The following is a 25,012-nucleotide window of genomic DNA, read 5'->3' on the forward strand; positions in this document are numbered from 1 at the left end:
GCGATACTGCGCACCCCGCTCGCCGGCCGGTACCCCCGTACGAGGGCGCTCCGCGTCACCGAAGCCTGCGGCCTCAGTCGATCAGGCCTGCCTCACGCGCCATCCGGACGGCGTGGACGCGGTTGTTGGCGTTGAGCTTGCGGGTGGCGCTCTTGAGGTAGGACTTGACCGTGCTCTCGACGATCCCGAGGGCCTCGGCGGCCTCGCGGTTGCTCCTCCCGAGCGCGACCTGGCGCAGGACGTCGATCTCGCGGGCGGCCAGCCGTACGACAGGAGCGAGCTGAGCCGGCTTCGCGCCCGGCACGGCGGTGAGCCGCAGCACCATCGCCTCCAGACGGCTGCGGACCTCGGGGTCCACCACCTGGCCGGCCAGGTCGGTCAGCTCGGCGGCCATCTCCCGGCGTTCGGCGAGATCGCGCTTCGCCGCGGCGTCGACCGAGCTCGGAGCGGGAGTGGGCGTGGGCGCCAGCCGGGAGAGCCGGTTGCGGACCTCGTCGTCGATCAGGATCTCGCGCTCGAGGGTGCGGATCAGCGGACGGAGCCCGTCGAACCAGACACCGCCGAGACCGAGTCGCGAGCGGGAGGCGAGGTAGATGAGCATTCGCGGGGCCCGGTCGACCAGGATCGGCAGGGCGGCGACGGTCTGGATCTGCTCCTGGGCGACGGCGGTGTCGTAGAGATGGGTGATCCCGCGAGCCGTGTAGTAGTGGTCGACGGAGCCGGGCTGGCGGGTCTGCAGGGTCTTCCCACCCAGGCCCTCTCCGTTGACGACCCGAAGACCCCGCAGCGAGACACCCTTGGCGCCGTAGGTCGCGGTGATGTCGATGGCAGTGCCGTCGCCGCGCACCGGACCACCGAAGGCGAGATCGAGCCCCGAGGCCGACCGGAACGAGGCCAGCGTCTGGGCGATCCGGGACCCGTCGTACGGCACCTCGGGGGCGATCGTGGGGCTGCTCATGACATTGAGCGTAAGTGACGACGATCACAGGCAACAAGAGGCACACCCCCTCCTTCGAGGGCACTCTTCCGGGGGTATCGGACCAAAGGTGACCGCCCCACACTCGGTTCACCAATCCGAGTAGGAGGCACGATCATGGCCCAAATCGCGGCTAGCCGAGCCGAGGTCGACGGGCGCACCATGCGCCGCGTCGCGACGGCGTCACTGACCGGCACCACCATCGAGTTCTACGACTTCCTCATCTACGGACTCGCGGCAGCTCTGGTGTTCAACGCCATCTTCTTCCCGTCCATGGGCGGCCCCGAGGGAACCCTGGCCTCGATCGCGACCTTCGGTGTCGCGTTCGTCTTCCGGCCGCTCGGCGCGATCCTCTTCGGCCACTACGGCGACCGGATCGGCCGCAAGGCCACCCTGATCACGACGCTGCTGATCATGGGCACCTCGACGTTCGTGATCGGCCTCATCCCGAGCGTGGAGTCCATCGGGAAGAGCGCCGTGGTGATCCTGGTGCTGCTGCGCGCCCTGCAGGGCATCGCGCTCGGCGGCGAATGGGCCGGCGCCGCCCTCCTCACCACGGAGTACGCCGCCCACGGCCAGCGCGGCCGCTACAGCATGTTCCCGCAGCTCGGTCCCAGCCTGGGCCTGATCATCGCCGCCGGCGCCATGCTCACCACCTTCCGGCTGATGGAGCCCGACGCGTTCGCGGCCTGGGGCTGGCGGATCCCGTTCCTGGCCAGCGCCGTCCTGGTCGGCGTCGGCCTCTGGGTCCGGCTCAACGTCGCCGAGACCCCGTCGTTCAAGAAGCTGCAGTCGGCGGGCAACCGCAGCTCGCTGCCGTTCCTCGGCTGCATCCGGGACCAGTGGCGCCAGGTCCTGCTCGGCGGGGGAATCATGGCGATCGTCTTCGGCGCCTTCTACACCGGCGCGAGCTTCATGGTCGCCCACGCGGTCGGCACCCTCGGCCTGAGCATGACCCAGGCGCTGCTCGGGGTGATCGTCGCCGCGTTCGCGATGAGCATCACCGTCATCGCCTCCGCGTGGCTCTCCGACGTGCTCGGCCGCCGGACGGTCCTGCTCCTGGGCGCTGCCTTCGGCATCGTCGCCGGTCCGCTGGCCTTCGGGGTCATGGAGCCGGGCAGCTTCGCGAGCTTCGCCCTCGGCAACAGCCTGCTGCTGTGCGTACTCGGCCTCAACTACGGTCCGATCGCGGCGTTCCTGCCCGAGATGTTCCAGGCGAAGTACCGCTACACCGGCGCCGGGCTGGGCTACAACATCGCCGGCATCCTGGGCGGCGCCGTCCCGCTCGTCATCGCCGAGGACCTGCTGGCCCGATGGGGCACCGACGGGATCGCCTACTTCCTCACCGCCCTGGCGCTGCTGAGCGTCGTGTGTCTGCTGGTCGCCAAGGAGACCAGCAGGGTGGAGCTCGACGCGGAGCCCGCGATCGCCTGATCCGGCACCCGCTCACCCTCCTTCGGGGGTGTGGCTGCCACCACGGTCTCGGTCATGCTCGCGGCATGACCGAGACCTCATCCATCACCGCGTCGTCGGCTCGTGGCGACATCGACGTCCCGCTGCTCGAGGAGACGATCGGGGCCAACTTCGAGCGCACCGTCGCCCGCCACGGAGACCGTGAGGCGCTCGTCGAGATCGCCACCGGACGACGCTGGACCTACGCCGAGCTGGACGCCGACGTGGACGCCCTCGCGGTCGGCCTCCGCAAGGCCGGCATCGGCAAGGGCGACCGCGTCGGCATCTGGGCTCCCAACTGCGCCGAGTGGACGATGGTCCAGTTCGCCACGGCCAAGATCGGCGCGATCCTGGTCAACATCAACCCCGCCTACCGGACCCACGAGCTCGCCTACGCGCTCAACCAGTCGGGCGTGCGGCTGTTGATCAGCGCGACGGCGTTCAAGACCAGCGACTACGTCTCCCTGGTCGGCGAGGTGGAGGGCGACTGCGGTGCGTTGGAGCAGACCGTCTTCCTGGGTACGCCGGAGTGGGACGCGCTGCTCGCGGCCGGCCGCGGAGAGCGGCTGGCCGACCACGTCGACTACCCGCTGGACCCGAACGACGCGATCAACATCCAGTACACCTCCGGGACCACGGGCTTCCCGAAGGGCGCGACCCTGTCGCACCGCAACATCTTGAACAACGGCTTCTTCGTCACCGAGACGATCCACTTCACCGAGCAGGACCGGCTCTGCATCCCGGTGCCCTTCTACCACTGCTTCGGCATGGTGATGGCGAACCTGGGCTGCACCACCCACGGCGCGACCATGGTCATCCCGGGCCCCGGCTTCGACCCGGCGACGACACTGCAGACGGTGCAGGACGAGAGGTGCACGGCGCTGTACGGTGTACCGACGATGTTCATCGCCATGCAGGACGACCCGGGCTTCGCGTCCTACGACCTCTCCACGCTGCGCACCGGGATCATGGCCGGCGCGCTGTGCCCGATCGAGGTCATGAAGCGGTGTGTCAGCGAGATGCACATGAGCGAGGTCGCGATCGCGTACGGGATGACCGAGACCTCGCCGGTCTCCTGCCAGACCCGCACCGACGACGACCTCGAGCGGCGCACCGAGACGATCGGCCAGGCCGCCCCGCACGTCGAGGTCAAGATCGTCGACCCGGCCACCGGCGAGGTGGTCCCCCGCGGCGCGGCGGGTGAGTTCTGCACCCGCGGCTACTCGGTGATGCTGGGCTACTGGGACGATGAGACCAAGACTGCCGACGCGATCGACGCCGACGGCTGGATGCACACCGGCGACCTGGCCGTGATGCGGGAGGACGGCTACTGCGTGGTGGTGGGAAGGATCAAGGACATGGTCATCCGGGGCGGGGAGAACATCTACCCCCGCGAGATCGAGGAGTTCCTCTTCACCCACCCCGACATCGCCGAGGCCCAGGTCGTGGGTGTTCCGGACGAGAGGTACGGCGAGGAGCTCTGCGCTTGGATCCGGATGCGCCCCGGCGCCGAGCCGCTGGACGCCGACGCCGTCCGCGCCTTCGCCAGCGGCAAGCTCGCGCACTACAAGGCGCCGCGCTACGTGCTGCTGGTCGACGAGTTCCCGATGACGGTGACCGGCAAGGTCCGCAAGATCGACATGCGCGAGCAGAGCGTCGCTCTGCTCGGCCTGCGAGCCGCCGAATGACGTACTGGCACCGGACTGGTCCCCAGACCTTCACCCCGACGTCGCACGTCGGCGGTGCCTGGGATCCGGGTACGCAGCACATCTCCACCCTGCTGGGCGTGCTCGCGCACGAGGTCGAACGCGATCGCGACAGCCGCCGTGAGGACGGGCTCCAGGTCACCCGGTTCAGCTACGACATCCTCGGCACGATCCCGCTCGAGCCCGTGGACGTGGAGGTCACCGTGCTCCGGGCCGGGCGCACCATCGAGCTCGTCGAGGCGCGGGCGAGCCACGGCGGCCGGCCGGTCGTGCTGCTCCGTGCCTGGCTGACCACCGCCTACCCGACCGCGGAGCTCGAGGGCACCCACCACGCGCCGATGCCGGCGCCGGACGACGTGCCGGTGTGGGACATGACCTCGCTGTGGCCCGGAGGCTTCATCGCCTCGGTCGAGGTGCGGCGCCACCACCTCGGTCCGGGCCGGGCCCAGACCTGGGTGCGTACACCGCACCCCATCGTGGCCGACGAGGAGGTGAGTCGGCTGGCGCAGGTCGCCGGGCTGCTCGACATCACCAACGGCGTCGCCGTCCGGGTCGACCCCAAGGCGGTCGCCTTCCCCAACCTCGACCTGACTGCGCACCTGTTCCGCGCACCGGTGCAGGGCTGGCTGGGGCTCGACACGACGGTCTCGTTCGGTCCCGACGGTGCCGGCGTGACCACCACCGTGCTCCACGACGAGAAGGGCGCCTTCGGCATCAGTACGCAGTGCCTGACCGTGCGTCCGTGACGCCCTCCTCCCCCGGCTAGCTGCGCGTGAAGAAGTCCTCGTAGCGGTGCTCCCCCGGCGGTCGTTGGTCGACGACCTCCTGCTCGCGGGTCCGGAGCTCGACGCGCCGGATCTTCCCCGAGATCGTCTTGGGCAGGTCGAAGAACTCCAGCCGCCGCACGCGCAGGTAGGGCGGCAGGTGGTCGCGGGCGAACTCGAGGATGGCTCGGGCGGTCTCGGCGCTCGGCTCGTGGCCGGCGGTGAGGGAGACGTACGCCTTGGGCACGGCGAGCCGCACCGGGTCCGGGGCGGGCACGACCGCCGCCTCGGCCACCGCGGGGTGCTCGATCAGCACCGACTCCAGCTCGAAGGGCGAGACCTTGTAGTCGGAGGCCTTGAAGACGTCGTCGGTGCGGCCGACGTAGGTGATGTAGCCCTCCTCGTCGCGGCTGGCGACGTCACCGGTGTGGAAGAAGCCACCGCGCATCGCGTCGGCGGTGCGCTTCTCGTCGTCGCGGTAGGCGGTCATCAGCGTGGCGGGCTGCTGCGAGAGGTCCAGGCACAGCTCGCCCTCACCCGGCCCCTCGATCACGGTCTCCTCGATCGGGTCGACGAGCACGACCGGGACACCGGGCAGCGGCCGGCCCATCGAGCCCGGACGTACCGGCTGGCCCGGGCTGTTGGCGATCGTCGCGGTCATCTCGGTCTGCCCGAACCCGTCCCGGATGGTCAGGCCCCACGCCTGCTGAACCTGGCTGATCACCTCGGGGTTGAGCGGTTCACCGGCACTGATCGCCTCGCGCAGCGAGCCGCGGCCGCCGCTGAGGTCGGCCTGGATGAGCATCCGCCACACGGTCGGCGGGGCGCACATACTGGTCACGTGCTCCTCGCGGATCCGCTGCAGCAGCGTGGCCGCCTCGAAGCGCGCGTAGTTGAGGACGAAGACGGTCGCGCCCGCGAGCCAGGGCGCGAAGAAGTTCGACCAGGCGTGCTTGGCCCACCCGGGGCTGGAGATGTTCATGTGGACGTCGCCGGGGCGCAGACCGAGCCAGTACATCGTCGTCAGGTGCCCGACCGGGTAGGTGTAGTGGGTGTGCTCGACCAGCTTCGGACGGCTCGTGGTGCCGCTGGTGAAGTAGAGCAGCAGCGCGTCGGTGGTGGCGTTTCCTGGGTGCTCGACCGGCTCCTGGGCCTCGGCGGCAGTCGCGGCGTAGCCGTGCCAGCCCTCCCGCTCCCCCACGCTGATCCGCACGTAGTCGCCGGAAACCTCATCGAACTTGTCGGTGTCCTCGGCGTTGCAGACCACGGCCTTCGCCCGGCCCCGGGCGAGGCGGTCGACGAGCTCGGCGGTGCCGACCGCCGTCGTCGTCGGCATCAGGACCGCACCGACCTTCATCGCCGCGAGCATCGTCTCCCACAGCTCGACCTGGTTGCCGAGCATGACGACCACGCTGTCGCCGGATCCGACGCCGAGCCGCTTCAGATAGCGCGCCACCGCGTTCGAGCGACGCGCCAGCTCGTCGAAGGAGTACGCAGCCCTCGACCCGTCCGACTCGGAGATGACCAGCCCCGGAGCGTCGTTGCCCCGAGCCATCGGGTCGAACCAGTCGTGAGCGAAGTTGAAGCTCGCCCCGACGTCGGGCCAGCGGAAGGTGTCGAGCGCCCCGGCGTAGTCGAGACGCTGGGCGATCAGCGCGTCCCGGGCGGCAAGCAGGGCGTCGGTCGAGGTCGATCCAGTCATGGCGGTCATCATGGTCGCGGACACCGACCCCGCCCTACCCCCGGAAGAGGGGGCTAAGACTTCAGCCCACCGACGATCACGGTCGGCTCGACCTCGACGGGGAAGTTCACGCTGCTCGCGATGAAGCAGTCCAGGTGGGCCTGGTGGTGGGCGGAGGTGGCGGCCTCGATCATCGCAGCGTCCGCGACCGTGACGACCGGGTGCAGCACGGCGCGGGTGAACCGGCCTCCGGTCCCCTGCGTCTCCATGGTGGCGGTCGCGGCGTCGTGGTAGTCGAGGACGACCACGCCCACCGTCACCGCCTGATGCAGGTAGGAGAGCATGTGGCACTGCGCCAGCGAGGTCAGCAGCAGCTGCTCGGGGTTGTGCCGGCTCGCGTCGCCGCGGAAGGTCGGGTCGGCTGAGCCGAGGATGTCGGGCAGGCCCTCGATGCGGACGACGTGGTCCCGGGCGTAGTCGCGGTAGCCGCTCGTCCCGGTGCCACGGTTGCCCGTCCACTCCACCGAGACCGTGTAGTCGTGGGTCAGTGCCATGTCCGCACCCTAGTGCCGTACGCGCAGACCAAAGTCGGGGACGGTGGATCCCCTGGGCTGATGCCCGCTGCCGCGATGCTCTGTTTCGATCGGAACATGACCACCGTCGCGTCCGAGCCGACGCCGCTGACCGCCCGCGCGCTGGGGCCGGATCTGGCCCGCGGGGTGATGCTGCTGTTCATCGCGCTCGCGAACTCCCACTACTTCCTGCGCGGGCAGGACTACCTGGGAGGGTTCCCGCTGGACGGGTCGGCCGCGGACCGCGCCGTGTCGTGGTTGATCGCCACCTTCGTGGACGGCCGCGCGTTCCCGATGTTCGGGCTGCTGTTCGGCTACGGGGTGGCACACCTGGTTCGGCGCAACGCGGCCTCGGGCCGGCCGACGGTACGCCGGTTGCTGTGGCGACGCAGCGCGGTGCTCATCGTCGTCGGAGTGATCGACGGCCTCCTCTTCTACGCCGGCGACATCCTGGCGATGTACGGGATCCTGCTGCTGGTGGGCGCCTGGGCCGTCTTCTGGCGTGACAGGTGGGTGCTCGCGGTGGCCGGTCTGTTCTTCGTGATGACGTCGCTGCCGAGCCCCGGTGCCTTCTCGACCGCTGCGCCGGACGGGTCCCTGCTACCGGCCGACCTGGTCTCGATGGTGACCGACCGCGGTGCCGCCGTCCTGTTCGTCGCGTTCCTCGGGCCGCTCGGGTTCGCCTGCCCGTTCCTGGTCGGCCTGTGGGCAGGGCGCCGGCGCACTCTGGAGCGGCCGGACCTGCACAGGGTGCTGCTGACGGTGACAGCAGTCGTGGGAGTCGGGGCCGCCGTGCTCGGCGCGCAGCCGGTGGCCCTGCCGCTCGCCGGGATCGGCGGGGTGCCTTCCGCCGAGGATCTCGCGGTCCTCGGCGCCCTGCACAGCGCCACCGGAGTGCTCGGCGGGTTCGGGTACGCCGCGTTGATCGCGCTCCTCGCCGAGCGGATCAGCCATCGGCGCGGTGCGGTGGTGGACGCGCTCGCGGCCACGGGTCAGCGATCGATGACGTGCTACCTGATGCAGTCGCCGGTGTGGGCGGTGACCTTCACCCCGTTCCTCCTCGACCTCTCCGACGACCTCACGGTCACCTCGACCGCGCTGCTGGCCGTCGTGACCTGGCTGGTCACGGTCGTGGTCGCCCAGCGGATGAGCCGTGCGCAGCGCCGAGGGCCGTTCGAGACGCTGGTGCGGCGGGTGACCTATCGGCGGTGACCCGATCTCAGTGGTCGGCCGGGTGCAGCTGGGGACCGCTCACGCCACAGTGCACACAGGTCTCGATGTGCACCCGGTGTTCGTCGGGCTCGGCTGCGGCGGCGAGCGGGCGCCGTACGAAGGCCGCGGCGAGCGCCGCGCCGAGAAGCAGGAGACCGGCGTTGATGATCATCGCCATGCCGTAGCCCTCGTCGAAGGTCTGCGGGTTGGTGTAGTCGCCGGCGATCCCGACCGCCGCCGGGACGACCGCGACGGCCAGCAGCCCGGCGGTCCGGGCGACCGCGTTGTTGACGCCGGAGGCGATGCCGGCGTGCCGGTCGTCCGCGGCGTCGAGCACGGTGGCGGTCAGCGGCGAGACCAGCAGCGTGAGCCCGATGGCGAAGAGCAGGACGGGGGCCAGCACGTCGGGGACGTACGCCGCTTGGGGGCCGATCCGGCCCATCCAGAGTGCGCCGCCGGCCGCGAGCAGCGGCCCGAGGGTCATCGGCAGGCGCGGCCCGATGCGCTGCGCCAGCGCGCCCGAACGTGACGAGAAGAGCAGCATCACCACCGTCACCGGCAGCAGGGCCGAGCCCGCGGCGAGGGGCGACCAGCCACTGACGATCTGGAGCTGGAGGACGAGCAGTACGAAGATCACCCCGAGCGCGGCGTACACGAGCAGGGTGACGGCGTTGGCCGCGCTGAACTGAGGATTGCGGAACAGCTCGAGCGGGACCAACGGGTGGGTCGAGCGGGCCTCGACGACCACGAAGGCGACCAGGCAGGCGACTCCGGCCGCCACCCCGGCCGCGACGGTCCCGGCGAAGCCCACCTCACCCGCCCGGGTCAGCCCGAAGGTGAGCGCCCCGAGCCCGGCTGCGGCGAGCAGCGTGCCGGCCAGATCGATCCTGCCACCGGCGTCCGGGTCCCGGCTCTCCGGGACGTGGCGCAACGCGACGACGACGATGAGCACCGCGACGGGGACGTTGATGAGGAACACCAGCCGCCAGTCGATCTCGACCAGCCAGCCGCCGACGAGCGGTCCGACCGCGGCCGCGACGCCGCTGAGACCCGACCAGGCGCCGACGGCTGCGGGCCGGTCGTCGACGTGGAACGACGCCGCGATGATCGCCAGGCTCCCCGGCGTCAGCAGGGCGCCGCCGACTCCCTGCAGCCCCCGCGCGGCGATCAGCAGCTCGATGTCGGGAGCCAGCCCGCACAGCAGCGAGGCGACCGCGAACCAGACCACGCCGATGAGGAACACCCGGCGCCGGCCGAAGCGGTCGCCGAGGGAACCGCCGAGGAGGATCAGCGCGGCGAGGCTCAGCGTGTAGGCGTTGACCGTCCACTGCAGCCCGGAGAAGCCCGCGTCGAGATCCTCCCCGATCCGGCCGAGGGCGACGTTGACGACGGTCGAGTCGAGCAACGCCAGGCCGGAGCCCAGCACCGTCGTCGCCAGCACCCAGCGGCCGCGGGCCGTACCCAGACGGAGAGGAGCCCGATCGTTCGCAGAGTCCTGCATGATCGGGCTCCTTCTCTCGGTGGCAAGACGCGGTATCAGCAGTATCCCAGCCAGGCGCCCCGCGTCTCCTCGTTCAGGGCTGGTCCGCCACCCACGTACGCAGCCCGGGGCCGTGCTGGTCGAGGGTGGGCGGCGCGGCGTGGTCGGTGGGAGTCACCTCCGCCCCGTCGGTGAAGAACCGCAGCGGCGGTCCGGGGAGGGTCAGGTGGCCGAGCGTGGAGTGGTCGACGTCGATCAGCAGACCCTGGCTGGCGGTCTGCTCCCAGGCGTAGACCTCGTCCAGGGAACGCACCTTGCCGGCCGGGACACCGGCGTCGGCGAGCTTGGCGAGCAGCTCCTCGGCCGGCCAGGGCGAGAAGAGCGCCTCGACGAGCTCGACGACCTTCTCCCGGTTGGCCGCTCGCTCCGGGTTGGTGGCCATCCCCTCGAGGTCGGGCGCGATGTCGAAGGCGGTGCAGAACCGCCGCCACAGCCCCTCGCTCCCGACCGCGATCTGCACGGTCCCGTCGGCGCAGCGGAACAGGCCGTAGGGCGAGATGCTCGGGTGATGGTTGCCCTGGGCGCGGCCGACCTCGCCGGCCACGGTCCAGCGGGTGCCCTGGAAACCGTGGACGCCGACGACGGCGGAGAGCAGCGAGGTGCGCACGACGGTGCCGCGGCCGGTGCGGTCGCGCTCGTGGAGAGCGGCCAGGACACCGTAGGCGCCGTACATCCCGGCCAGCAGGTCGGCGATCGGCGTGCCGACCCGCTGGGGATCGTCGGGGCCGGAGCCGGTGATCGACATCAGGCCGGCCTCGCCCTGCGCGATCTGGTCGTAACCGGACCGCCCACCCTCGGGGCCGTCGTGGCCGAACCCGGTGATCGAGAGCACGACGAGGCGCGGGTTGCGGGCCTGGAGCTCGTCGATGCCGAGCCCGAGCCGGTCCAGGACGCCCGTGCGGAAGTTCTCGACGAGCACGTCGGCCCGGTCGACCAGGCGCAGCAGGACGTCCTTGTCGTCGGTGTCCTTGAGGTCGAGGGTGATCGATTCCTTGTTGCGGTTGGCCGAGAGGAAGTACGTCGCCTCCCGCTGCCCCTCCGCCCCCACGAACGGCGGGCCCCAGCCTCGGGTGTCGTCGCCGTGCCCGGGCGCCTCGACCTTGATCACGCGGGCACCGAGGTCGCCCATCATCATCGCGGCGTGCGGCCCGGCCAGGGCGCGGGAGAGGTCGAGGACGACGACGTCGTCGAGCGGTCCACGCATGCCCGTCACCAGCCCGGGAGGACCATGGTGGCCCAGACCAGGAGGGGACCGACGAGCACCACGACGACGCTGTAGCCGAGGATCTGCTTGTAGTAGCGCTCCTCGGTGATGGACTCTGGCCGGTTGGCCAGCATCAGCGCGCCGTTGGTGGAGAACGGGCTCACGTCGACGATCGTCGACGAGATCGCCAGCGCGGCCACGAACATGGCGGCGGAGATCCCGCCCTCGGCGATCAGCGGCACCGAGATCGGGATGATGATCGGGAGCAGCGCCGTCGAGGAGGCGAACGCGGAGACGACCGCCCCGACGTAGCAGAGGATGAGCGCGCCGATGGTCGCGACACCCAGGCCGGCCGCCCAGCCACCCACGAACTCCGGCGCTCCGGCGGTGTTCAGGATCGTCGCGTACGTCGAGACGCCGGCGACCAGGAGGACCGTGGGCCAGGCGATCTGGCGGATGGCGTCCTTGTGCTGGCTCGGCGACAGCGCCGCGAGGACGGTCGCCGCGGTGATCGAGGCGAAGCCGATGTTCTTGTCGAAGAACAGGGCGACGGCGGCGACGATCACGAAGGCGGCCAGGGTGAGGACCTGCTCGGTGCGGATGCCGGGCTTTGTCCCGGTCGGGGCGAGGGTGCCGTAGCCGCGGGCCGGGACGGTCACGCCGCCCTCGTTCAGCTCACCCGGTACGCCGGCGGCGGCGCTGGCCGCCTCGTCGGGGTCGAGCCGCATGCCCATCAGCGCTCGCCCACCGAGGGCGAAGAACAGGATCGTCGCCATGATCAGGTTGACCACCAGGCTGGCCAGGAAGACCGTCATCTCGCTGGCGGGCAGGCCGTTGTCGACCATGACCGAGTTGGTGATCGTGCCGTAGATGCTGATCGGCGAGAAGCCGCCGCCCTGGGCGCCGTGCACGACGAACATGCCCATCATCAGCGCGTTGATCTTGTAGCGGCCCGCGAACCCGAGCGCGACCGGCCCGATGATCGCGCAGGCCGCCGGGCTGGCGGCTCCCATGGCGGTCAGGAGCGCGGTCACGCCGAACATCACCCACGGGATCAGGGCGACCCTGCCGCCCACCGCGCGTACGGCGCTGCTGACGATCAGGTCGACCGTGCCGTTGTTCCTCGCGATCGCGAACAGATAGGTCACTCCTATCAGCGTCAGGATCAGGTCGGCACTGACCCCGGCCAGGATCTCCTTCTCGTCGAGGTTCAGCGCGAACATCCCGACCAGCCACGCTGCGACGTAGGCCAGCGCACCCATGTTGATCGGCAGCAACGTGCCGGCCACGAACAAGGCGACCAACGCGATGATCGCCACCCATTCCGGTCCCATCGGATTTCCCTTCTGTTTGGCCCCCGTCTGGCACCTGTGTGACTCGCATCACGTCGGCTCAGTGGCCTAGCCAATAGGACAATCAGCCGAACGTCAATACCCTGTAGCCATGAGTGAGTCCGCGCGCTTTCCACGTCCGCTGCAGCGAACCCGCCTGTACGAGCAGGTTGCGGAGCAGATCACGGCCTGGATCTCGGAGAACGATCTGAAGTCCGGAGACCGGCTGCCGCCGGAGCGACAGCTCGCCACCAGCCTCGGCGTGAGCCGGGCGACCCTGAGCCAGGCGCTGGTCGCGCTCGAGGTCATCGGCGTCGTCGCGGTGCGCCACGGCGACGGGACGGTGCTGACCGACAAGCCGCGGGTCGAGCGCATCACCGATGCGATCCGGGCGCACGCGGAGCGGATCCCCGACGTCATCGAGGCGCGCGACGCGCTGGAGACGAAGATCGCCGCGCTGGCCGCACGCCGGCGTACGCAGGAGGACCTGGACCATATCGACGCGGCGCTGAAGGCGATGGACGAGGACATCGCGGGCGGTGGCCGCGGCGTCCACGGCGACGAGCTCTTCCACCGGGCGGTGACCCAGGCCGCCCATTCCCCTCTGCTCGAGCAGATGATGTCCGAGATCAGCGAGCTGATCCGCGAGACCCGCATCGAGTCGCTCTCCCAGCCCGACCGTCCCAAGACCTCGCTCGCCGGCCACCAGAAGATCGCCGACGCGATCGCCGCGGGTGACGCCGAAGCCGCGGCAGCCGCGATGCACGGCCACGTCATGCTCGTCAGCGACGTCGCGCTGCTCCGCGACTGATGACCTGGCTGGATCAGCTCGTGGTGCTCGCCGCGGGCCTGGGTGCGGGCATCCTCACCTCCACCGTCGGTGTCGCCTCGCTGCTCAGCTTCCCCGTCCTCGTCGCGGTCGGCCTCCCACCGGTGGTGGCCAACACCTCCAACACGGTCGGGATGACGCCGGCCGGGCTCAGCGGCTCCTTCGGCTACCGGCGCGAGCTGGCCGAGCATCCGGGGGTGACCACCGCGGTGCTGATCACCGCCGCCGGCGGCAGCGTCGTGGGGTCGTTGCTGCTGCTGTGGCTGCCGGGATCGGTCTTCGAGGCGGTCGTGCCGTGGCTGATCCTGGGGACCTGTGTACTCGTGGGGGTGCAGCCGCGGCTGAGCCGCTTCCTGCGCCAGCACGCCGCCGATGACGAGCCGAGGGTACGGATCTCGGGGCTCACCAAGGTGTTCGCGACGCTGACCGGCGTCTACGGCGGCTACTTCGGTGCCGGGTCGGGGGTGATGATGATGGCCGTGCTCGGGCTCGGAACCGACCTGGAGTTCCGTACGGTCAACGCGCTCAAGACGTTCGCGGTGATGGCCTCGAACGTGGTCGCCACGGTGATCTTCCTGGCCATCGCCGAGCTCGACTGGCTGGCCGTCGGGCTGCTCGCCGCAGGCTCGGTCGTGGGCGGGTACGTCGGGTCGCACATCGGCCGGCGACTGCCGGCCACGGTCCTGCGGTCACTGATCGTCGTCGTCGGGATCGGCGCGGCGGCGCTGATGCTCGTGCGCTGAGGTCCCTCGCGACCCGCGCGGGGTCAGAACGGAGGCTTCCCCGTCCCGGAGACCCGGAACCGTCCCCAGGGGTCGATGTCGGAGAGCTTCCCCTCGGCCTCGCCGTGGTCGGTGCGGACGGTGACGGTCTGGCCGTTGCGCACATCGTCGAGGGCCGTGCCGACCCGGCCGTACCAGTGGAAGTGGCCGTCGATCGGCTGGAAGACGCCGCGCAGCGCGACGTCGACCTCCCAGGTGCCGTGCTCGGACTCGAGACGGGCGGGACCGTCGTAGAGGTGCTGGGGCTCGTGCTCGCTCATCGGGGGCTCTTTCGCAGCGGGGTGACGATCTCGGGACGGTCCAGGGCGTTCAGGTCGACGCCGTACTCGGCGGTGGTGCCGGCCAGCGCATGCCAGACGAACTCGCTGAGATAGCGGGTGAAGGCGGCGCGGGACATGGTGCGCCGGTCTAGCCACCACTGGCCCGCCGACTCACCGATCCCGACCAGGCTGTGGGCCCACGGCTCGGCGCCGGCGGCGTCGACGCCGAGGCGGCCGAAGGTGTCACCGAGCAGACGCGCCAAGGTCGCGGCGATGAGCTGCTTGCCGTCCGCGAGCGGGTCGGTGCCGCCGGTGTGCTGGCGCACCAGGAGCAGATAGACGTTGGGGTGGCCGGCGATCGTCTCGACGTACGCCGCGACCCCGGCCTCGACGCGCTCGCGGGTCGGCGCCGGGGCGAGCACGGCGTCGACCACCGCGTCGAGGATCTGCCGCGCGGCCCACATCCCCACCGCTCCGTGCAGCTCGGCCTTGTCGGCGAAGTAGCGGTAGAGCACCGGCTTGCTGACCCCGGCCTCCGCGGCGATGTCGGCGATCGAGACCTCGGCGCCGACCGCGTCGACGGCGCGTACGGCAGCCGCGACCAGCTCTGCCCGCCTGTTCTCCCGGTGGGAGTCCCAGCGCGAGGAGCGGCCGTCGTCCTTGACGTTCCGTGTCATGTCCTGCACTCTAGCAACTATCCGTAACTCTTGGTAACACATAGTTCAGCAGGGAGAAGAATGACCATGGCCGACCCGACCTCCGAGCGGCTCCTGCGTTCCACCGCGCGTCAGTCCTACGACCCGGAGGTCGACCTCGACTGGGACGCCGCGCCCGTCGAGGGACTGTGGTGGATGCAGCCCGAGCGCGTCTCCCTCTACGGCACCCCGGCCTGGGACCGGCTCAGCCCGGAGCAGCAGATCGAGCTCTCCCGGCACGAGGTGGCCAGCATCATGAGCGTCGGGCTGTGGTTCGAGGTGCTGCTGATGCAGCTGCTGCTCCGCGAGGTCTACGGGGCGGACCCGCGCACCGCGCGGACCCAGTACGCACTGACCGAGATCGGCGACGAGACCCGGCACTCGGTGATGTTCGGCCGGGCGATCGCGGCGATGGGCGCACCGGCGTACGCACCCCGGCCCGCCGTCCTGCGCATCGGCAAGCTCGCTCCGCTGCTGCACGGGCCCAGCGTCTTCTCCGCGACCTTGGTCGGCGAGGAGCCGCTCGACCGGTGGCAGCGCGAGCTGATGAAGGACGAGCGCTGCCAGCCGCTGACCCGGATGGCCTCCCGCATCCACGTCACCGAGGAGGCCCGCCACGTCACCTTCGCCCGCGAGGAGCTGGCCGCGGCGATGTCGCAGAAGATCGGGCGTACGCAGCTCCGGCTCCATCAGAACCTCACCGCCCGCTCGGCCTATGTGATGGCCCGCTCGCTGGTCCACCCGGACTGCTACGCGGCCGTCGGGCTGGACCCGATGGCCGCCCGCCGTGAGGCGCTCGGCAACGAGCACTACCGTGCCACCCTGGCCTGGATGGGCGAGAAGATGATGCCGTACCTCACCGAGCACGGGATGGTCTCGGCGAAGGACCGCAAGCTCTGGCGGGCCTCGTTCCTGCTGCCGCGCGACTGACGCCCGCTCGCCGCTCCGTCGCCCCGGGGTCAGCGGAAGGCGGACTGCCCCGTGAGCGCCTGCCCGATGATGAGCTGGTGGACCTCGCTGGTGCCCTCGTACGTCAGCACGGACTCGAGGTTGTTGGCGTGGCGCAGGATCGGGTACTCGAGGGTGACGCCCGCGGCGGCGAGGATGGTGCGGCACTCGCGGGCGATGGCGATGGCCTCGCGGACGTTGTTGAGCTTGCCCAGGGAGATCTGCTCGGAGCGGAGGGTGCCCTCGTCCTTCAGCCGGCCCAGGTGGAGCGCCAACAACATGGCCTTGCCGAGCTCGAGGGTCATGTCGGCCAGCTTGGTCTGGGTGATCTGGTAGCCGGCGAGCGGCTTGTCGTAGATCTCGCGGGAGGCGGCGTACGCGATGGCGGACTCGAGGCAGTCACGGGCGGCGCCGACGGCGCCGAAGACGATGCCGAAACGGGCCTCGTTGAGGCAGGAAAGCGGCCCCTTCAGCCCCCTGACCTCGGGGAACGCTGCGGCCTCAGGGAGGCGTACGTCGTCGAGGACGATCTCGCCGGTGACCGAGGCCCGCAGGGACAGCTTCTGCTTGATCACCGGGGCGGAGAAGCCCGGGGTGTCGGTCGGGACGACGAACCCGCGGATCCCCTTGCCCTCCGTGCCCTCGTCGGTCTGGGCCCAGACGACCGCGACGTCGGCGACCGGGGCGTTGGTGATCCACATCTTGGTGCCGGACAGGATCCAGTCGCCCGAGGCATCGCGGCGCGCCCGGGTGCGCATCCCGGCGGGGTTGGAGCCGAAGTCGGGCTCGGTGAGCCCGAAGCAGCCGATCGCCTCGCCGGCCGCCATCCGCGGCAGCCATTCCTGCTTCTGCTCCTCGCTCCCCCATTTCCAGATCGCGAACATCGCCAGCGAACCCTGCACCGAGACCAGGGAGCGGATCCCGGAGTCGGCGGCCTCGAGCTCCAGGCAGGCCAGGCCGTACGCCGTGGCGCTGGTGCCCGCGCAGCCGTAGCCCTCCAGGTGCATGCCGAGAACACCGAGCCTGCCGAGCTCGGGAGCCAGCTCCTTGACCGGCACCGAGCCCGCCTCGAACCAGTCGGCGAGGTGCGGCTTGATCTCCTTCTCCGCGAAGGATCTCACCGTGTCGCGGATCGCGCGGTCCTCATCGCCGATGAGGGCCTCGGTGCCGAAGAGCTCGAGCGGGGTCTGGGGCATGGTGGAGTCTCCTTGGGGTTCGATCGAGGGCGCCCGCCGATTGTGTCACCCGTCACGGACACTCGTTTGAACCGTTCGCGACAGAGCTCCGTAGTAGAGGTGAAGGCCGGCATCGGGTCAGCCTCCAGGCGAGAGGAAACGGCGTGCGGACACGTACGAAAGCAGCAGTCGGGGTCGGTGCGGCAGTGGTCGTGGTCGCAGGCGTCGCAGCGATCTTCGGACCCGGTTGGTACGCGGACCACGCCGAGGACGCCGCCGCGGACAAGCCCAGCCTGAGCGCGTCGGCGGCACCCGCGGACGGCGCCGACAGCAGCGGGACCTGGACCGTCTCGGACGGCTCCTACGCCGGCTACCGCCTCGACGAGGTGCTCCAGGGCGAGGACGTCACCGTCACCGGCCGCACCGAGGACGTGACCGGCCAGGTCACCATCGCCGACGGCGAGGTCACCGAGGCGAGCATCGAGGTGAAGGTGGCCACCATCGCCACCGACTCCGGCAACCGGGACGGCTACTTCCGCGACAACGCGGTCGAGGCCGAGAAGTTCCCGACCGCCACCTTCGAGCTGACCGAGCCCGCCGCTCTCGAGGAGGGTGCCACCGAGGTCGAGCTCGTCGGTGACCTCACCGTGCACGGCGAGACCAGGTCGGTGACCGTAGACGCCCAGGTCGGCGGTGACGGCGCCAGCACCCTGCAGGTCGTCGGGAGCGTGCCGATCACCTTCGCCGACTTCGGCGTCGAGGCACCGAACCTCGGTTTCGTGAAGGTGGAGGACACCGGCAGCGTCGAGTTCTCCCTCGACCTGGCCAAGGCCTGATCCGGGACTCTGGGATCCTGGGTGCGAGGAGGCGACATGGGTGCGGAGGACGAGCTGCTCGTAGCAGTGCACGACGCCCACTCCGAGGCGCTCTACCGCTACGTCGTACGCCGCACCGGTGACGCCGAGGAGGCGCGCGACGTGGTGCAGGAGACGCTGCTGCGCGCTTGGCGCAACCCGGACGTGCTGCAGCGGCCCGACGAGGGCGTCCGCGCCTGGCTGTTCACCACCGCCCGCAACCTCGTCATCGACGACCTGCGCAGCGCGCGCCGGAAGCGGGAGTACGCCGCCGAGTCGCCACCCGAGCAGAGCCGGGCCGACGAGACCCAGGCGGTGCTCGACTCCTGGGTCGTCGCCGACGCTCTGCTCGCCCTCTCCCCCGAGCACCGGGCGGTGGTGGTCGGGGCCTACTACGGCGGCCGGTCGGTCGCCGAGCTCGCCCACGAGCTCGACATCCCGCCCGGCACGGTCAAGTCTCGGTTGCACTACGGTCTGCGAGCCCTGCGTCTCGCGCTGCAAGAGAAGGGGGTCACCTCATGAACGACCTGGACGCCTCCGCACACGAGACGTACGCCGACTGGGACGCCTCCTACGTGCTCGGCGCGCTGAGCCCGAGCGACCGGCGGGCCTTCGAGCGACACCTGATCGGTTGCGGCCTGTGCCGCGACGCCGTCGCCGAGCTCGCCGGGATGCCCGGGCTGCTCGGCGCGCTCTCCCGCGAGGAGGCCGTGGAGCTGCTCGAGGAGCCTGCCGCGGAGGTGGCGACGCCGCCGCTGGCAGAGCTGGCCGGGGCCGTACGCAGGTCGCGGCGGCGTCGCCGGGCCTTCGCGGTCGCCGCCGCGGTCGTCCTGCTCGCGGGCGGTACGGCGATCGGTGGCCTGCTGCTCGGTCGTGACGGCACCCAGCAGCCGGCCGCGGCCCCCTCGACCTCCGCCACGCCGACGGGTTCTGCGGGTGCGAACGTACGCACCGTCGATCTGCGGCCCGTGGGCAGCGTCGACATGTGGGCCCAGCTCGTCGTCACCCCGACGTCCTGGGGAACCAAGCTCAACTGGAGCTGCCACTACCCGCCCAAGCCCGGGAAGACGCCGGCGTCGTCGGACTACCAGGGCGAGCCGGTGACATACGACCTGGTGCTCGTCGGCCGCGACGGGTCGCGCACCGTCGCCGGGTCGTGGACCTGGTCCGGTGGGGAGACGCTCGGGCTGGACGCCTCCTCCGCGCTGCCGATCACCGACGTCGAGCGGGTCGAGATCACCCTCGTCGGCAAGGACACCGCGGTGGCGGCGGCCTCGCTGACCTGACCTCTTGAACTCCTAGAGCCCCTAGAGCCCGAGCTCGGAGACCGTCTTCTCCCGCATCTCCACCTTGCGGACCTTGCCGGTCACGGTCATCGGGAACTCCTCGACGATCAGGACGTAGCGCGGGATCTTGTAGTGGGCGAGCTTGCCGGCTGCGTACGCCCTCAGGGTCTCGGCCGTCATCCGCTCGGCGCCGGGGCGCAGGCGGACCCAGGCACAGAGCTCCTCACCGTACTTCTCGTCGGGGACGCCGATCACCTGAACGTCCTCGACGTCGGGGTGGGTGTAGAGGAACTCCTCGATCTCGCGCGGGTAGATGTTCTCGCCGCCGCGGATGACCATGTCCTTGATCCGGCCGACGATGCTGCAGTAGCCGTCGGGGTTCATCACCGCGAGGTCGCCGGTGTGCATCCAGCCCTCCGCGTCGATCGCGACCCGCGTCTTCTCCTCGTCGGCCCAGTAGCCGAGCATCACCGAGTAGCCGCGGGTCTGGAGCTCGCCGGCCTCACCCCGGGGCAGCACCGCGCCCGAGACGGGGTCGACCACGCGCACCTCGACGTGCGGATGAACCCGGCCGACGGTGGCGGTGCGGTGCTCGAGGTCGTCGTCGCGCCGGGTCTGGGTCGAGACCGGCGAGGTCTCGGTCATGCCGTAGGCGATCGAGACCTCGCTCATGTGCATCTCGTTGACGCACCGCTTCATCACCTCGACCGGGCACGGGCTGCCGGCCATGATCCCGGTGCGCAGCGTGCTCAGGTCGAACGTGGCGAAGTCGGGGTGGTTCTGCATCGCGATGAACATCGTGGGTACGCCGTAGACGGCCGTGCAGCGCTCGTCCTGGACCGCCTTCAGGGTGGCGGCCAGGTCGAAGGCCTGGCCCGGGATGACCATGGTGGCGCCGTGGGTGATGCAGCCCAGGTTGCCCATGACCATCCCGAAGCAGTGGTAGAAGGGCACCGGGATCGCCAGCCGGTCGTTCTCGGTGAAGCCGATCGTCTCGGTCGTGAAGTAGCCGTTGTTGAGGATGTTGCGGTGGCTCAGCGTGGCGCCCTTGGGATAGCCGGTGGTGCCCGAGGTGTACTGGATGTTGATCGGGTCCTCGGGGCTCAGCTCGTAGGTGACGTGGTCGGCCAGCCGCTCCCCGGCGCCTGACTCGAGAAGGGCGGTCCACTCAGGGTCACCGATGAAGACGGTCTGCTCGAGGTCGGGGCAGTCGCCGCGGACCGCGGCCACCATGCTCCGGTAGTCCGACGTCTTGAACTCGGGGGCGGAGACGAGCAGGCGGACGCCCGACTGCGTCAGGGCGTACGCCAGCTCGTGGGTGCGGTAGGCAGGGTTGATGTTGACCAGGATCGCCCCGATCTTCGCGGTCGCCACCTGGGTCAGCGTCCACTCCGCACAGTTGGGCGCCCAGATGCCGACCCGGTCACCTTTCCCGATCCCGGCCTTGCGCAGCCCGACGGCCAGCGTGTCGACGTCACGGCTCATCTCGGCGTACGTCCAGCGCCTTCGGCCGGAGCCGAGGTCGACCAGCGCCTCCCGGTCGCCGAACCGGGCGACGGTGCGGTCGAAGCTCGCCCCGATCGTCTCCTCCAGCAGCGGGGTGGTGGTCTCTCCGGCAGCGTAGGAATCCGTCATGCGACCAGTGTGACCTGAGTCACGGGCGGGTTCAACGGACCTGCTGAGCGTGTCAGGCGCCGGCGATCAGCTCCGCGGCACGCTCGCCGATCATGATCGCGGGGGCGTTGGTGTGGCCGCGCACGATCCTGGGCATGACTGAGGCGTCGGCGACGCGGAGGCCCTCGACGCCGCGTACGCGCAGCCGGGGGTCGACCACGCTGGCCTCGTCCGTGCCCATCCGGCAGGTTCCGGTCGGGTGGTAGAGGGTGTGCGCGTGACGCGCCAGGAGTGCGTCGGCGACCTCGTCGGCGGACGAACCCACCGGTACGTCGGGCCGCAGAAACTTGCCGAGGAACGGCTTGAGCGCGGGCTGGGAGGCGATCTCCAGCGCCACCCGGACGCCCTCGACCATCGCGGCGCGGTCCCGGCCCTCGGGGTCGGCGAGGTAGCGCGGGTCGATGACCGCCTTGGCGGCCGGATCCTTGGAGGCGAGCGTGACGCTGCCGCGGCTGGCCGGGTCGACGAGGATCGGACCGGCGACGACCGCCTCCCCCACGAACGGCACCAGACCCTCGTCGAAGAACCCGACCGGGGCGAAGATCATCTCGATGTCGGGCGCCTCCAGGTCGGGGCGCGAGCGGATGAAGCCGTACGCCTCGCCGACGTTGGAGGTGAGCATCCCGCGTCTGCGCAGCAGGTAGTTGCCCAGGTTGCGGAGCGACTCAGCGGTCGCGAGCGAGCCCTGCTCGACCTCCCAGCCGATGCCGGCGACGAGGTGGTCGGAGAGGTTCTCCCCCACCTCCGGCGCATCACGGACGACATCGATGCCGAGATCCTTCAGCTGTGCCGCCGGCCCGATCCCGGAGAGCATCAGCAGCTGCGGCGTGTTGATCGCGCCGCCGGACAGGATCACCTCGCGTCGCGCGGTGATCCTCGTCTGCGTGCCGTCGACGACGGCCTCGACCCCGGTCGCGCGGGTGCCGTCGAAGGTCACGCGTGACGCCAGCGCGCCGGTCACCACGTTCAGGTTCGCGCGCCTGGCGGCGGGCTTGAGGTAGGCCGACGCGGTGCTCCACCGCATCCCCCGCCGCTGGGTGACCATCGTCTCGACGTACGCCTCGGGGTTGGGGCCGTTGGCCCGCCCGCGCCGGTAACCGGCCTGCTCGGCGGCCTGGAGGAACGACTCGGTGTAGGGGCGGGGGCTCCGCTGGCGCTCGACGCGGACCGGACCACCGGTGCCGTCGAGCGCGGTGGCGTCCTCGACGTCCTCGAGCTTCGCGTACGCCTTCTTCACAGCGTCCCAGCCCCACTCGGGCCCGGCAGCCGCGCCCCACTCCTCGTAGTCGGCCTGGAGCCCCTTGACCCACATCATCGCGTTCATCGAGGACGAGCCGCCGAGCATCCGCCCTCGCGGCCAGTAGATCCGCCGCCCGCCGAGCGCCGGCTGCGGCTCGGTGGAGTAGTCCCAGTCGTGCTCGGTCCGGAAGAGCTTCGAGAACGCCGCCGGGATGTGGATGTTCATGCTCTTGTCGCGCGGCCCGGCCTCGAGCAGCGTGACCTGGACGCTCGGGTCCTCACTGAGTCTCGCCGCGAGCACCGCCCCCGACGATCCGGCCCCCACCACCACGTAGTCGCTGGTCAGTTCCTGGCTCATACCGGATCTCCTTCGTCAGCGTTGACGGGCGTTCGAAGGCTACCGCTGCGACGGTGGGGTTGGGGAGGGGTTGAGCGAGCGAGCTCGTGCCGACGGTCAGGCTGGTGTCAGTCGGCGAGGAAGGCGCCCAGGGCGTAGGCGGGGTGGCGGTCGAGGTTGTGGCGGCCGCGGTCGTAGCGGCGGGTGGTGCGGGGGTCGGCGTGGCCGGCGGCGTCCTGGACGTCCTCGAGAGGTACGCCGGCCTCACGGGCCAGGGTCACGAAGGTGTGGCGCAGGCTGTGTGGGGAGAGCTTGTCGCCGTGCTCGATGCCGGCCGAGGCGCCGAGCTTGCGGATCAGCCGGAAGGCCTCGGAGCGGTGCCAGCGGTTGCCGGTGCCGGTGATGAAGACCGGGCCGTCGGCTCGGGCGTCGAGGTAGGCGTCGAGCGCCTGTGAGGTCGCCGGGTTGAGGACGACGTCGCGCCGAGCACCGCCCTTGCGGGTGATCGTCAGGATGCGGTGGCCGCGGGAGTGGCTGAGGTCGGTGACATCGGCCCCCAGGGCCTCGGAGATGCGCAGGCCGTCGTGGAGCAGCAGCGTCACCAGTGCGGCGGCGCGGGTGGAGTGCTCCCGAGCGGCGGCGAGGAAGGCTCGCGCCTCTCCCCTGTCCATGCCCAGGGTCTGGGAGTCATTGCTCGTCTTGGGGCGCTTGATGTGCTCGGCCGGCGAGGCGGTCAGGACGTCCTCCGCCACGCCGTAGCGGTAGAAGCCGGCGACCGCGGAGAGTCGTCGAGCGATCGTCGCCGGGCTCCGCCGGGTCTCCAGATGGCGGGCGTAGCCGTCGACCATCGCCCGGTTGGCGGCGAGCGGGTCGATCTCCAGGGCGGCGCACCAGCCGAACCAGTCGGCGAGGTCTCGGCCGTACGCGGCGCGGGTGTGTCCGGCGTAGGAGAGCAGGAACCGTCTGGCGAGCGCTTCGGCCCTCTTCTCCTGGGGCACTTCCCGGAGGTCTTCGAGGAACAGTTCTCTGACGGATTCCGTCACCGCGACCTCTGTGGTGGGGGTCTGCGGACGGCGTTCGACGGTGCTCATGGGACACATCATAATGCCAGTTATGTTGTGCCGCCCATCTGGATCTCACTTGGACGCACTTCAGTATTCGTTACGTCTTTCGTCACGCTATGCTGACGTTATGACGGAAACGATAGTGGTCGACGAGAAGCTCTGCCGGTTCCCCGGCTGTCCGCTGCCCGCAGCGGCGTCAGAGAGCGGGAGTGGCCGGCCGCCGGAGTACTGCGACGACCCCGCCCACAACCGGGCAGCCGCCTGGCGCGAGCGGAAGCGCCTGCAGCGGCTCGTGGAGACGCGCGACCCCGAGGAGACCGCGCGACCGGTGCAGGCCGCCCAGCAGCGGGCCGCGGAGATCACCACCCAGCTGACCCAGCTCGCCGACAGGTTCCTCGACCAGCTCCCGAAGGCCCTCGACGAGCTGCGTACGCTCGGCGACCTCACCGCCGCCGAGGCCCAGATCGCCACGGTGCAGAGCGAGGCCCAGGAGCAGATCGCCGCCGCGAGTGCTCGTGCCGTGCGCGCCGAGCAGGCGCAGCGTACGGCCGAGGCGGAGCGCGACGAGGCAGATGCCGCCGCGGCAGAGGCGCTGGAGGAGTCGGAGCGATCGGCCGAGATCCTGCGAGAGGCGCTGTCGGCCACGACCGCCGCCGAGGAGTCCCGTCAGGCCGCCCAGGCGGCGCTGGAGAGAGCCGAGTCCGAGGCTGCTGCCGCGGCGAAGACCGCCTCCGCGACGATCGACGCGCTGGAGAAGCGCGTCGATGAGACCGCCTCGGCCCGCGATGCCTTGGCCGAGAAGCTCGAGAAGCTCCAGGCCGAGCACGCCTCGGCCGTGCAGCACAGGCGGAGCGAGACCGCGCGCGCCGACCATGCCGAGAAGGCGATGGCGCGGCTGCAGGAGCAGCTGATCGCCGAGAAGAAGGCCGCCGAGAAGGCGGCGGCGAGCGCGGAGGCGACGATCTCCGGTCTGCGTACGCAGCGCGACGCCGCCCGTGAGCAGAACGACGCCCTGCGGGACCAGGTGGCCGACCTCCGCGGGAGCGAGGCGGCGGCGAAGGCGGATCGCGACGCCACCCGCGCCGAGCTGGACCGCGAGCGCACCCACGCGAGCGAGCGGCTCGAGGATCTGCGGGCAGCACACCAGGCCCAGGTCGCGCAGCTGCTGGAGCAGATCGAGCGGCGTACGCCGTCTCCGGATGTCCCCGACGAAGGTGCGTGACACGCGGGACCCCAGTTGGAGCTGAACGGACGACATCCGCTACTGTTCTTCTCGCAAGCGGACGTAGCTCAGTTGGTAGAGCGCAACCTTGCCAAGGTTGAGGTCGCGAGTTCGAGCCTCGTCGTCCGCTCCACATCGAGGGCCGCCCCATCGGGCGGCCCTCGATCAATTTCCCGTGGCGAAACCAGCATCTCGCCGCGACTGCTCTA

General features: G+C 70.6%; 23 protein-coding genes and 1 tRNA gene. 12 read left to right on the plus strand and 12 right to left on the minus strand.

The features are described from left to right. Positions 1-73: 73 nt before the first annotated feature. Positions 74-958, minus strand: a complete 885-nt coding sequence (locus ABZ796_RS13150; RefSeq protein ID WP_357337371.1) for a LuxR C-terminal-related transcriptional regulator — start codon at positions 956-958, stop codon at positions 74-76. A 135-nt stretch (positions 959-1,093) separates the two neighbouring features. On the opposite strand from ABZ796_RS13150, the gene ABZ796_RS13155 reads away from it, so the two are divergent. The 3 genes from ABZ796_RS13155 (at position 1,094) to ABZ796_RS13165 (ending at position 4,880) form a co-directional block, all read left to right on the plus strand. Beyond that, complete coding sequence (locus tag ABZ796_RS13155; RefSeq protein ID WP_357337373.1) at positions 1,094-2,410, plus strand: MFS transporter; 1,317 nt, start codon at positions 1,094-1,096, stop codon at positions 2,408-2,410. Between the two features lie 65 nt (positions 2,411-2,475). Continuing rightward, complete coding sequence (locus ABZ796_RS13160; protein WP_357337375.1) at positions 2,476-4,116, plus strand: AMP-binding protein; 1,641 nt, start codon at positions 2,476-2,478, stop codon at positions 4,114-4,116. Continuing rightward, the gene (locus ABZ796_RS13165; protein ID WP_357337376.1) at positions 4,113-4,880 is read left to right on the plus strand and encodes a thioesterase family protein; all 768 of its coding nucleotides are present in this window, start codon (positions 4,113-4,115) and stop codon (positions 4,878-4,880) included. Before ABZ796_RS13160 ends, ABZ796_RS13165 begins: the two co-directional genes overlap by 4 nt. A 16-nt stretch (positions 4,881-4,896) precedes the next feature. Here ABZ796_RS13165 and ABZ796_RS13170 read toward each other — a convergent pair whose 3' ends face one another. Further along, positions 4,897-6,600 (minus strand): AMP-binding protein, encoded by a 1,704-nt coding sequence (locus ABZ796_RS13170; RefSeq protein ID WP_357337378.1) that lies wholly within the window; start codon positions 6,598-6,600, stop codon positions 4,897-4,899. Between the two features lie 53 nt (positions 6,601-6,653). Continuing rightward, positions 6,654-7,133: an OsmC family protein gene (locus tag ABZ796_RS13175; protein ID WP_357337379.1), complete on the minus strand. Its 480-nt coding sequence runs from the start codon at positions 7,131-7,133 to the stop codon at positions 6,654-6,656. Positions 7,134-7,229: 96 nt separating this feature from the next. Between ABZ796_RS13175 and ABZ796_RS13180 the strand changes: the two genes are divergently transcribed. Next, on the plus strand, positions 7,230-8,363 hold the full coding sequence (locus ABZ796_RS13180; RefSeq protein ID WP_357337380.1) for a DUF418 domain-containing protein: 1,134 nt from the start codon (positions 7,230-7,232) through the stop codon (positions 8,361-8,363). A 7-nt stretch (positions 8,364-8,370) separates the two neighbouring features. Here ABZ796_RS13180 and ABZ796_RS13185 read toward each other — a convergent pair whose 3' ends face one another. The 3 genes from ABZ796_RS13185 to ABZ796_RS13195 form a co-directional block, all read right to left on the minus strand. Further along, positions 8,371-9,864, minus strand: a complete 1,494-nt coding sequence (locus ABZ796_RS13185) for an MFS transporter (RefSeq protein WP_357337381.1) — start codon at positions 9,862-9,864, stop codon at positions 8,371-8,373. 73 nt (positions 9,865-9,937) lie between these two features. Further along, on the minus strand, positions 9,938-11,107 hold the full coding sequence (locus ABZ796_RS13190; protein ID WP_357337382.1) for a CoA transferase: 1,170 nt from the start codon (positions 11,105-11,107) through the stop codon (positions 9,938-9,940). 5 nt (positions 11,108-11,112) lie between these two features. Then, positions 11,113-12,441: an SLC13 family permease gene (locus tag ABZ796_RS13195; RefSeq protein WP_357337383.1), complete on the minus strand. Its 1,329-nt coding sequence runs from the start codon at positions 12,439-12,441 to the stop codon at positions 11,113-11,115. 109 nt (positions 12,442-12,550) lie between these two features. On the opposite strand from ABZ796_RS13195, the gene ABZ796_RS13200 reads away from it, so the two are divergent. Next, positions 12,551-13,249, plus strand: coding sequence for an FCD domain-containing protein (locus ABZ796_RS13200; protein ID WP_357337384.1), 699 nt, complete (start codon positions 12,551-12,553; stop codon positions 13,247-13,249). Then, complete coding sequence (locus ABZ796_RS13205) at positions 13,249-14,010, plus strand: sulfite exporter TauE/SafE family protein (protein WP_357337385.1); 762 nt, start codon at positions 13,249-13,251, stop codon at positions 14,008-14,010. Before ABZ796_RS13200 ends, ABZ796_RS13205 begins: the two co-directional genes overlap by 1 nt. A 23-nt stretch (positions 14,011-14,033) precedes the next feature. Here the strand turns inward: ABZ796_RS13205 and ABZ796_RS13210 are convergent, their stop codons facing one another. After that, positions 14,034-14,309 carry a DUF4873 domain-containing protein gene (locus ABZ796_RS13210; protein WP_357337386.1) on the minus strand — a complete coding sequence of 92 codons (276 nt, stop codon included), beginning with the start codon at positions 14,307-14,309 and terminating at the stop codon, positions 14,034-14,036. Continuing rightward, positions 14,306-14,986 carry a TetR/AcrR family transcriptional regulator gene (locus ABZ796_RS13215; protein WP_357337387.1) on the minus strand — a complete coding sequence of 227 codons (681 nt, stop codon included), beginning with the start codon at positions 14,984-14,986 and terminating at the stop codon, positions 14,306-14,308. Before ABZ796_RS13215 ends, ABZ796_RS13210 begins: the two co-directional genes overlap by 4 nt. A gap of 66 nt (positions 14,987-15,052) precedes the next feature. Here ABZ796_RS13215 and ABZ796_RS13220 point away from each other — a divergent pair, with 66 nt between their 5' ends. Further along, the gene (locus ABZ796_RS13220; RefSeq protein WP_357337388.1) at positions 15,053-15,934 is read left to right on the plus strand and encodes a diiron oxygenase; all 882 of its coding nucleotides are present in this window, start codon (positions 15,053-15,055) and stop codon (positions 15,932-15,934) included. Between the two features lie 29 nt (positions 15,935-15,963). On the opposite strand, the gene ABZ796_RS13225 is transcribed toward ABZ796_RS13220, so the two are convergent. Next, positions 15,964-17,148 carry an acyl-CoA dehydrogenase family protein gene (locus ABZ796_RS13225; protein ID WP_357337389.1) on the minus strand — a complete coding sequence of 395 codons (1,185 nt, stop codon included), beginning with the start codon at positions 17,146-17,148 and terminating at the stop codon, positions 15,964-15,966. Positions 17,149-17,291: 143 nt separating this feature from the next. Here ABZ796_RS13225 and ABZ796_RS13230 point away from each other — a divergent pair, with 143 nt between their 5' ends. The 3 genes from ABZ796_RS13230 to ABZ796_RS13240 are packed head-to-tail and all read left to right on the plus strand — an operon-like array spanning position 17,292 to position 19,267. Then, positions 17,292-17,963, plus strand: coding sequence for a YceI family protein (locus tag ABZ796_RS13230; protein ID WP_357337390.1), 672 nt, complete (start codon positions 17,292-17,294; stop codon positions 17,961-17,963). A gap of 21 nt (positions 17,964-17,984) precedes the next feature. After that, complete coding sequence (locus ABZ796_RS13235; protein WP_357337391.1) at positions 17,985-18,503, plus strand: sigma-70 family RNA polymerase sigma factor; 519 nt, start codon at positions 17,985-17,987, stop codon at positions 18,501-18,503. Next, positions 18,500-19,267, plus strand: a complete 768-nt coding sequence (locus ABZ796_RS13240) for a zf-HC2 domain-containing protein (protein WP_357337392.1) — start codon at positions 18,500-18,502, stop codon at positions 19,265-19,267. The genes ABZ796_RS13235 and ABZ796_RS13240 overlap by 4 nt, the downstream gene beginning before the upstream one ends. A 21-nt stretch (positions 19,268-19,288) precedes the next feature. On the opposite strand, the gene ABZ796_RS13245 is transcribed toward ABZ796_RS13240, so the two are convergent. The 3 genes from ABZ796_RS13245 to ABZ796_RS13255 form a co-directional block, all read right to left on the minus strand. Next, entirely contained in the window at positions 19,289-20,902 is a 1,614-nt protein-coding gene (locus tag ABZ796_RS13245; RefSeq protein ID WP_357337393.1) for an AMP-binding protein, read from the minus strand. A 52-nt stretch (positions 20,903-20,954) separates the two neighbouring features. After that, positions 20,955-22,538 (minus strand): GMC family oxidoreductase N-terminal domain-containing protein, encoded by a 1,584-nt coding sequence (locus ABZ796_RS13250; protein ID WP_357337394.1) that lies wholly within the window; start codon positions 22,536-22,538, stop codon positions 20,955-20,957. Positions 22,539-22,645: 107 nt separating this feature from the next. Continuing rightward, complete coding sequence (locus ABZ796_RS13255) at positions 22,646-23,608, minus strand: tyrosine-type recombinase/integrase (protein WP_357337395.1); 963 nt, start codon at positions 23,606-23,608, stop codon at positions 22,646-22,648. A 100-nt stretch (positions 23,609-23,708) separates the two neighbouring features. Here ABZ796_RS13255 and ABZ796_RS13260 point away from each other — a divergent pair, with 100 nt between their 5' ends. Together ABZ796_RS13260 and ABZ796_RS13265 are read left to right on the plus strand one after the other, a co-directional pair. Continuing rightward, positions 23,709-24,803, plus strand: a complete 1,095-nt coding sequence (locus ABZ796_RS13260; RefSeq protein ID WP_357337396.1) for a hypothetical protein — start codon at positions 23,709-23,711, stop codon at positions 24,801-24,803. 57 nt (positions 24,804-24,860) lie between these two features. After that, positions 24,861-24,936: transfer RNA gene (locus ABZ796_RS13265), tRNA-Gly, on the plus strand. Positions 24,937-25,012 lie beyond the last annotated feature (76 nt).

It is taken from the genome of Nocardioides sp. NPDC047086, assembly GCF_040643685.1.
Lineage (GTDB): Bacteria > Actinomycetota > Actinomycetes > Propionibacteriales > Nocardioidaceae > Nocardioides.

Excerpts from the sequence above, each read along its gene's own strand:
- ABZ796_RS13200 (WP_357337384.1), top strand. The coding sequence starts at position 12,551 with ATGAGTGAGTCCGCGCGCTTTCCACGTCCGCTGCAGCGAACCCGCCTG.
- ABZ796_RS13260 (WP_357337396.1), top strand. The coding sequence starts at position 23,709 with ATGACGGAAACGATAGTGGTCGACGAGAAGCTCTGCCGGTTCCCCGGC.
- ABZ796_RS13240 (WP_357337392.1), top strand. The coding sequence starts at position 18,500 with ATGAACGACCTGGACGCCTCCGCACACGAGACGTACGCCGACTGGGAC.
- ABZ796_RS13195 (WP_357337383.1), bottom strand. The coding sequence starts at position 12,441 with ATGGGACCGGAATGGGTGGCGATCATCGCGTTGGTCGCCTTGTTCGTG.
- ABZ796_RS13190 (WP_357337382.1), bottom strand. The coding sequence starts at position 11,107 with ATGCGTGGACCGCTCGACGACGTCGTCGTCCTCGACCTCTCCCGCGCC.
- ABZ796_RS13250 (WP_357337394.1), bottom strand. The coding sequence starts at position 22,538 with ATGAGCCAGGAACTGACCAGCGACTACGTGGTGGTGGGGGCCGGATCG.
- ABZ796_RS13215 (WP_357337387.1), bottom strand. The coding sequence starts at position 14,986 with ATGACACGGAACGTCAAGGACGACGGCCGCTCCTCGCGCTGGGACTCC.
- ABZ796_RS13205 (WP_357337385.1), top strand. The coding sequence starts at position 13,249 with ATGACCTGGCTGGATCAGCTCGTGGTGCTCGCCGCGGGCCTGGGTGCG.
- ABZ796_RS13170 (WP_357337378.1), bottom strand. The coding sequence starts at position 6,600 with ATGACTGGATCGACCTCGACCGACGCCCTGCTTGCCGCCCGGGACGCG.
- ABZ796_RS13155 (WP_357337373.1), top strand. The coding sequence starts at position 1,094 with ATGGCCCAAATCGCGGCTAGCCGAGCCGAGGTCGACGGGCGCACCATG.
- ABZ796_RS13210 (WP_357337386.1), bottom strand. The coding sequence starts at position 14,309 with ATGAGCGAGCACGAGCCCCAGCACCTCTACGACGGTCCCGCCCGTCTC.
- ABZ796_RS13225 (WP_357337389.1), bottom strand. The coding sequence starts at position 17,148 with ATGCCCCAGACCCCGCTCGAGCTCTTCGGCACCGAGGCCCTCATCGGC.
- ABZ796_RS13160 (WP_357337375.1), top strand. The coding sequence starts at position 2,476 with ATGACCGAGACCTCATCCATCACCGCGTCGTCGGCTCGTGGCGACATC.
- ABZ796_RS13220 (WP_357337388.1), top strand. The coding sequence starts at position 15,053 with ATGGCCGACCCGACCTCCGAGCGGCTCCTGCGTTCCACCGCGCGTCAG.
- ABZ796_RS13255 (WP_357337395.1), bottom strand. The coding sequence starts at position 23,608 with ATGAGCACCGTCGAACGCCGTCCGCAGACCCCCACCACAGAGGTCGCG.
- ABZ796_RS13165 (WP_357337376.1), top strand. The coding sequence starts at position 4,113 with ATGACGTACTGGCACCGGACTGGTCCCCAGACCTTCACCCCGACGTCG.
- ABZ796_RS13150 (WP_357337371.1), bottom strand. The coding sequence starts at position 958 with ATGAGCAGCCCCACGATCGCCCCCGAGGTGCCGTACGACGGGTCCCGG.
- ABZ796_RS13180 (WP_357337380.1), top strand. The coding sequence starts at position 7,230 with ATGACCACCGTCGCGTCCGAGCCGACGCCGCTGACCGCCCGCGCGCTG.
- ABZ796_RS13175 (WP_357337379.1), bottom strand. The coding sequence starts at position 7,133 with ATGGCACTGACCCACGACTACACGGTCTCGGTGGAGTGGACGGGCAAC.
- ABZ796_RS13245 (WP_357337393.1), bottom strand. The coding sequence starts at position 20,902 with ATGACGGATTCCTACGCTGCCGGAGAGACCACCACCCCGCTGCTGGAG.
- ABZ796_RS13185 (WP_357337381.1), bottom strand. The coding sequence starts at position 9,864 with ATGCAGGACTCTGCGAACGATCGGGCTCCTCTCCGTCTGGGTACGGCC.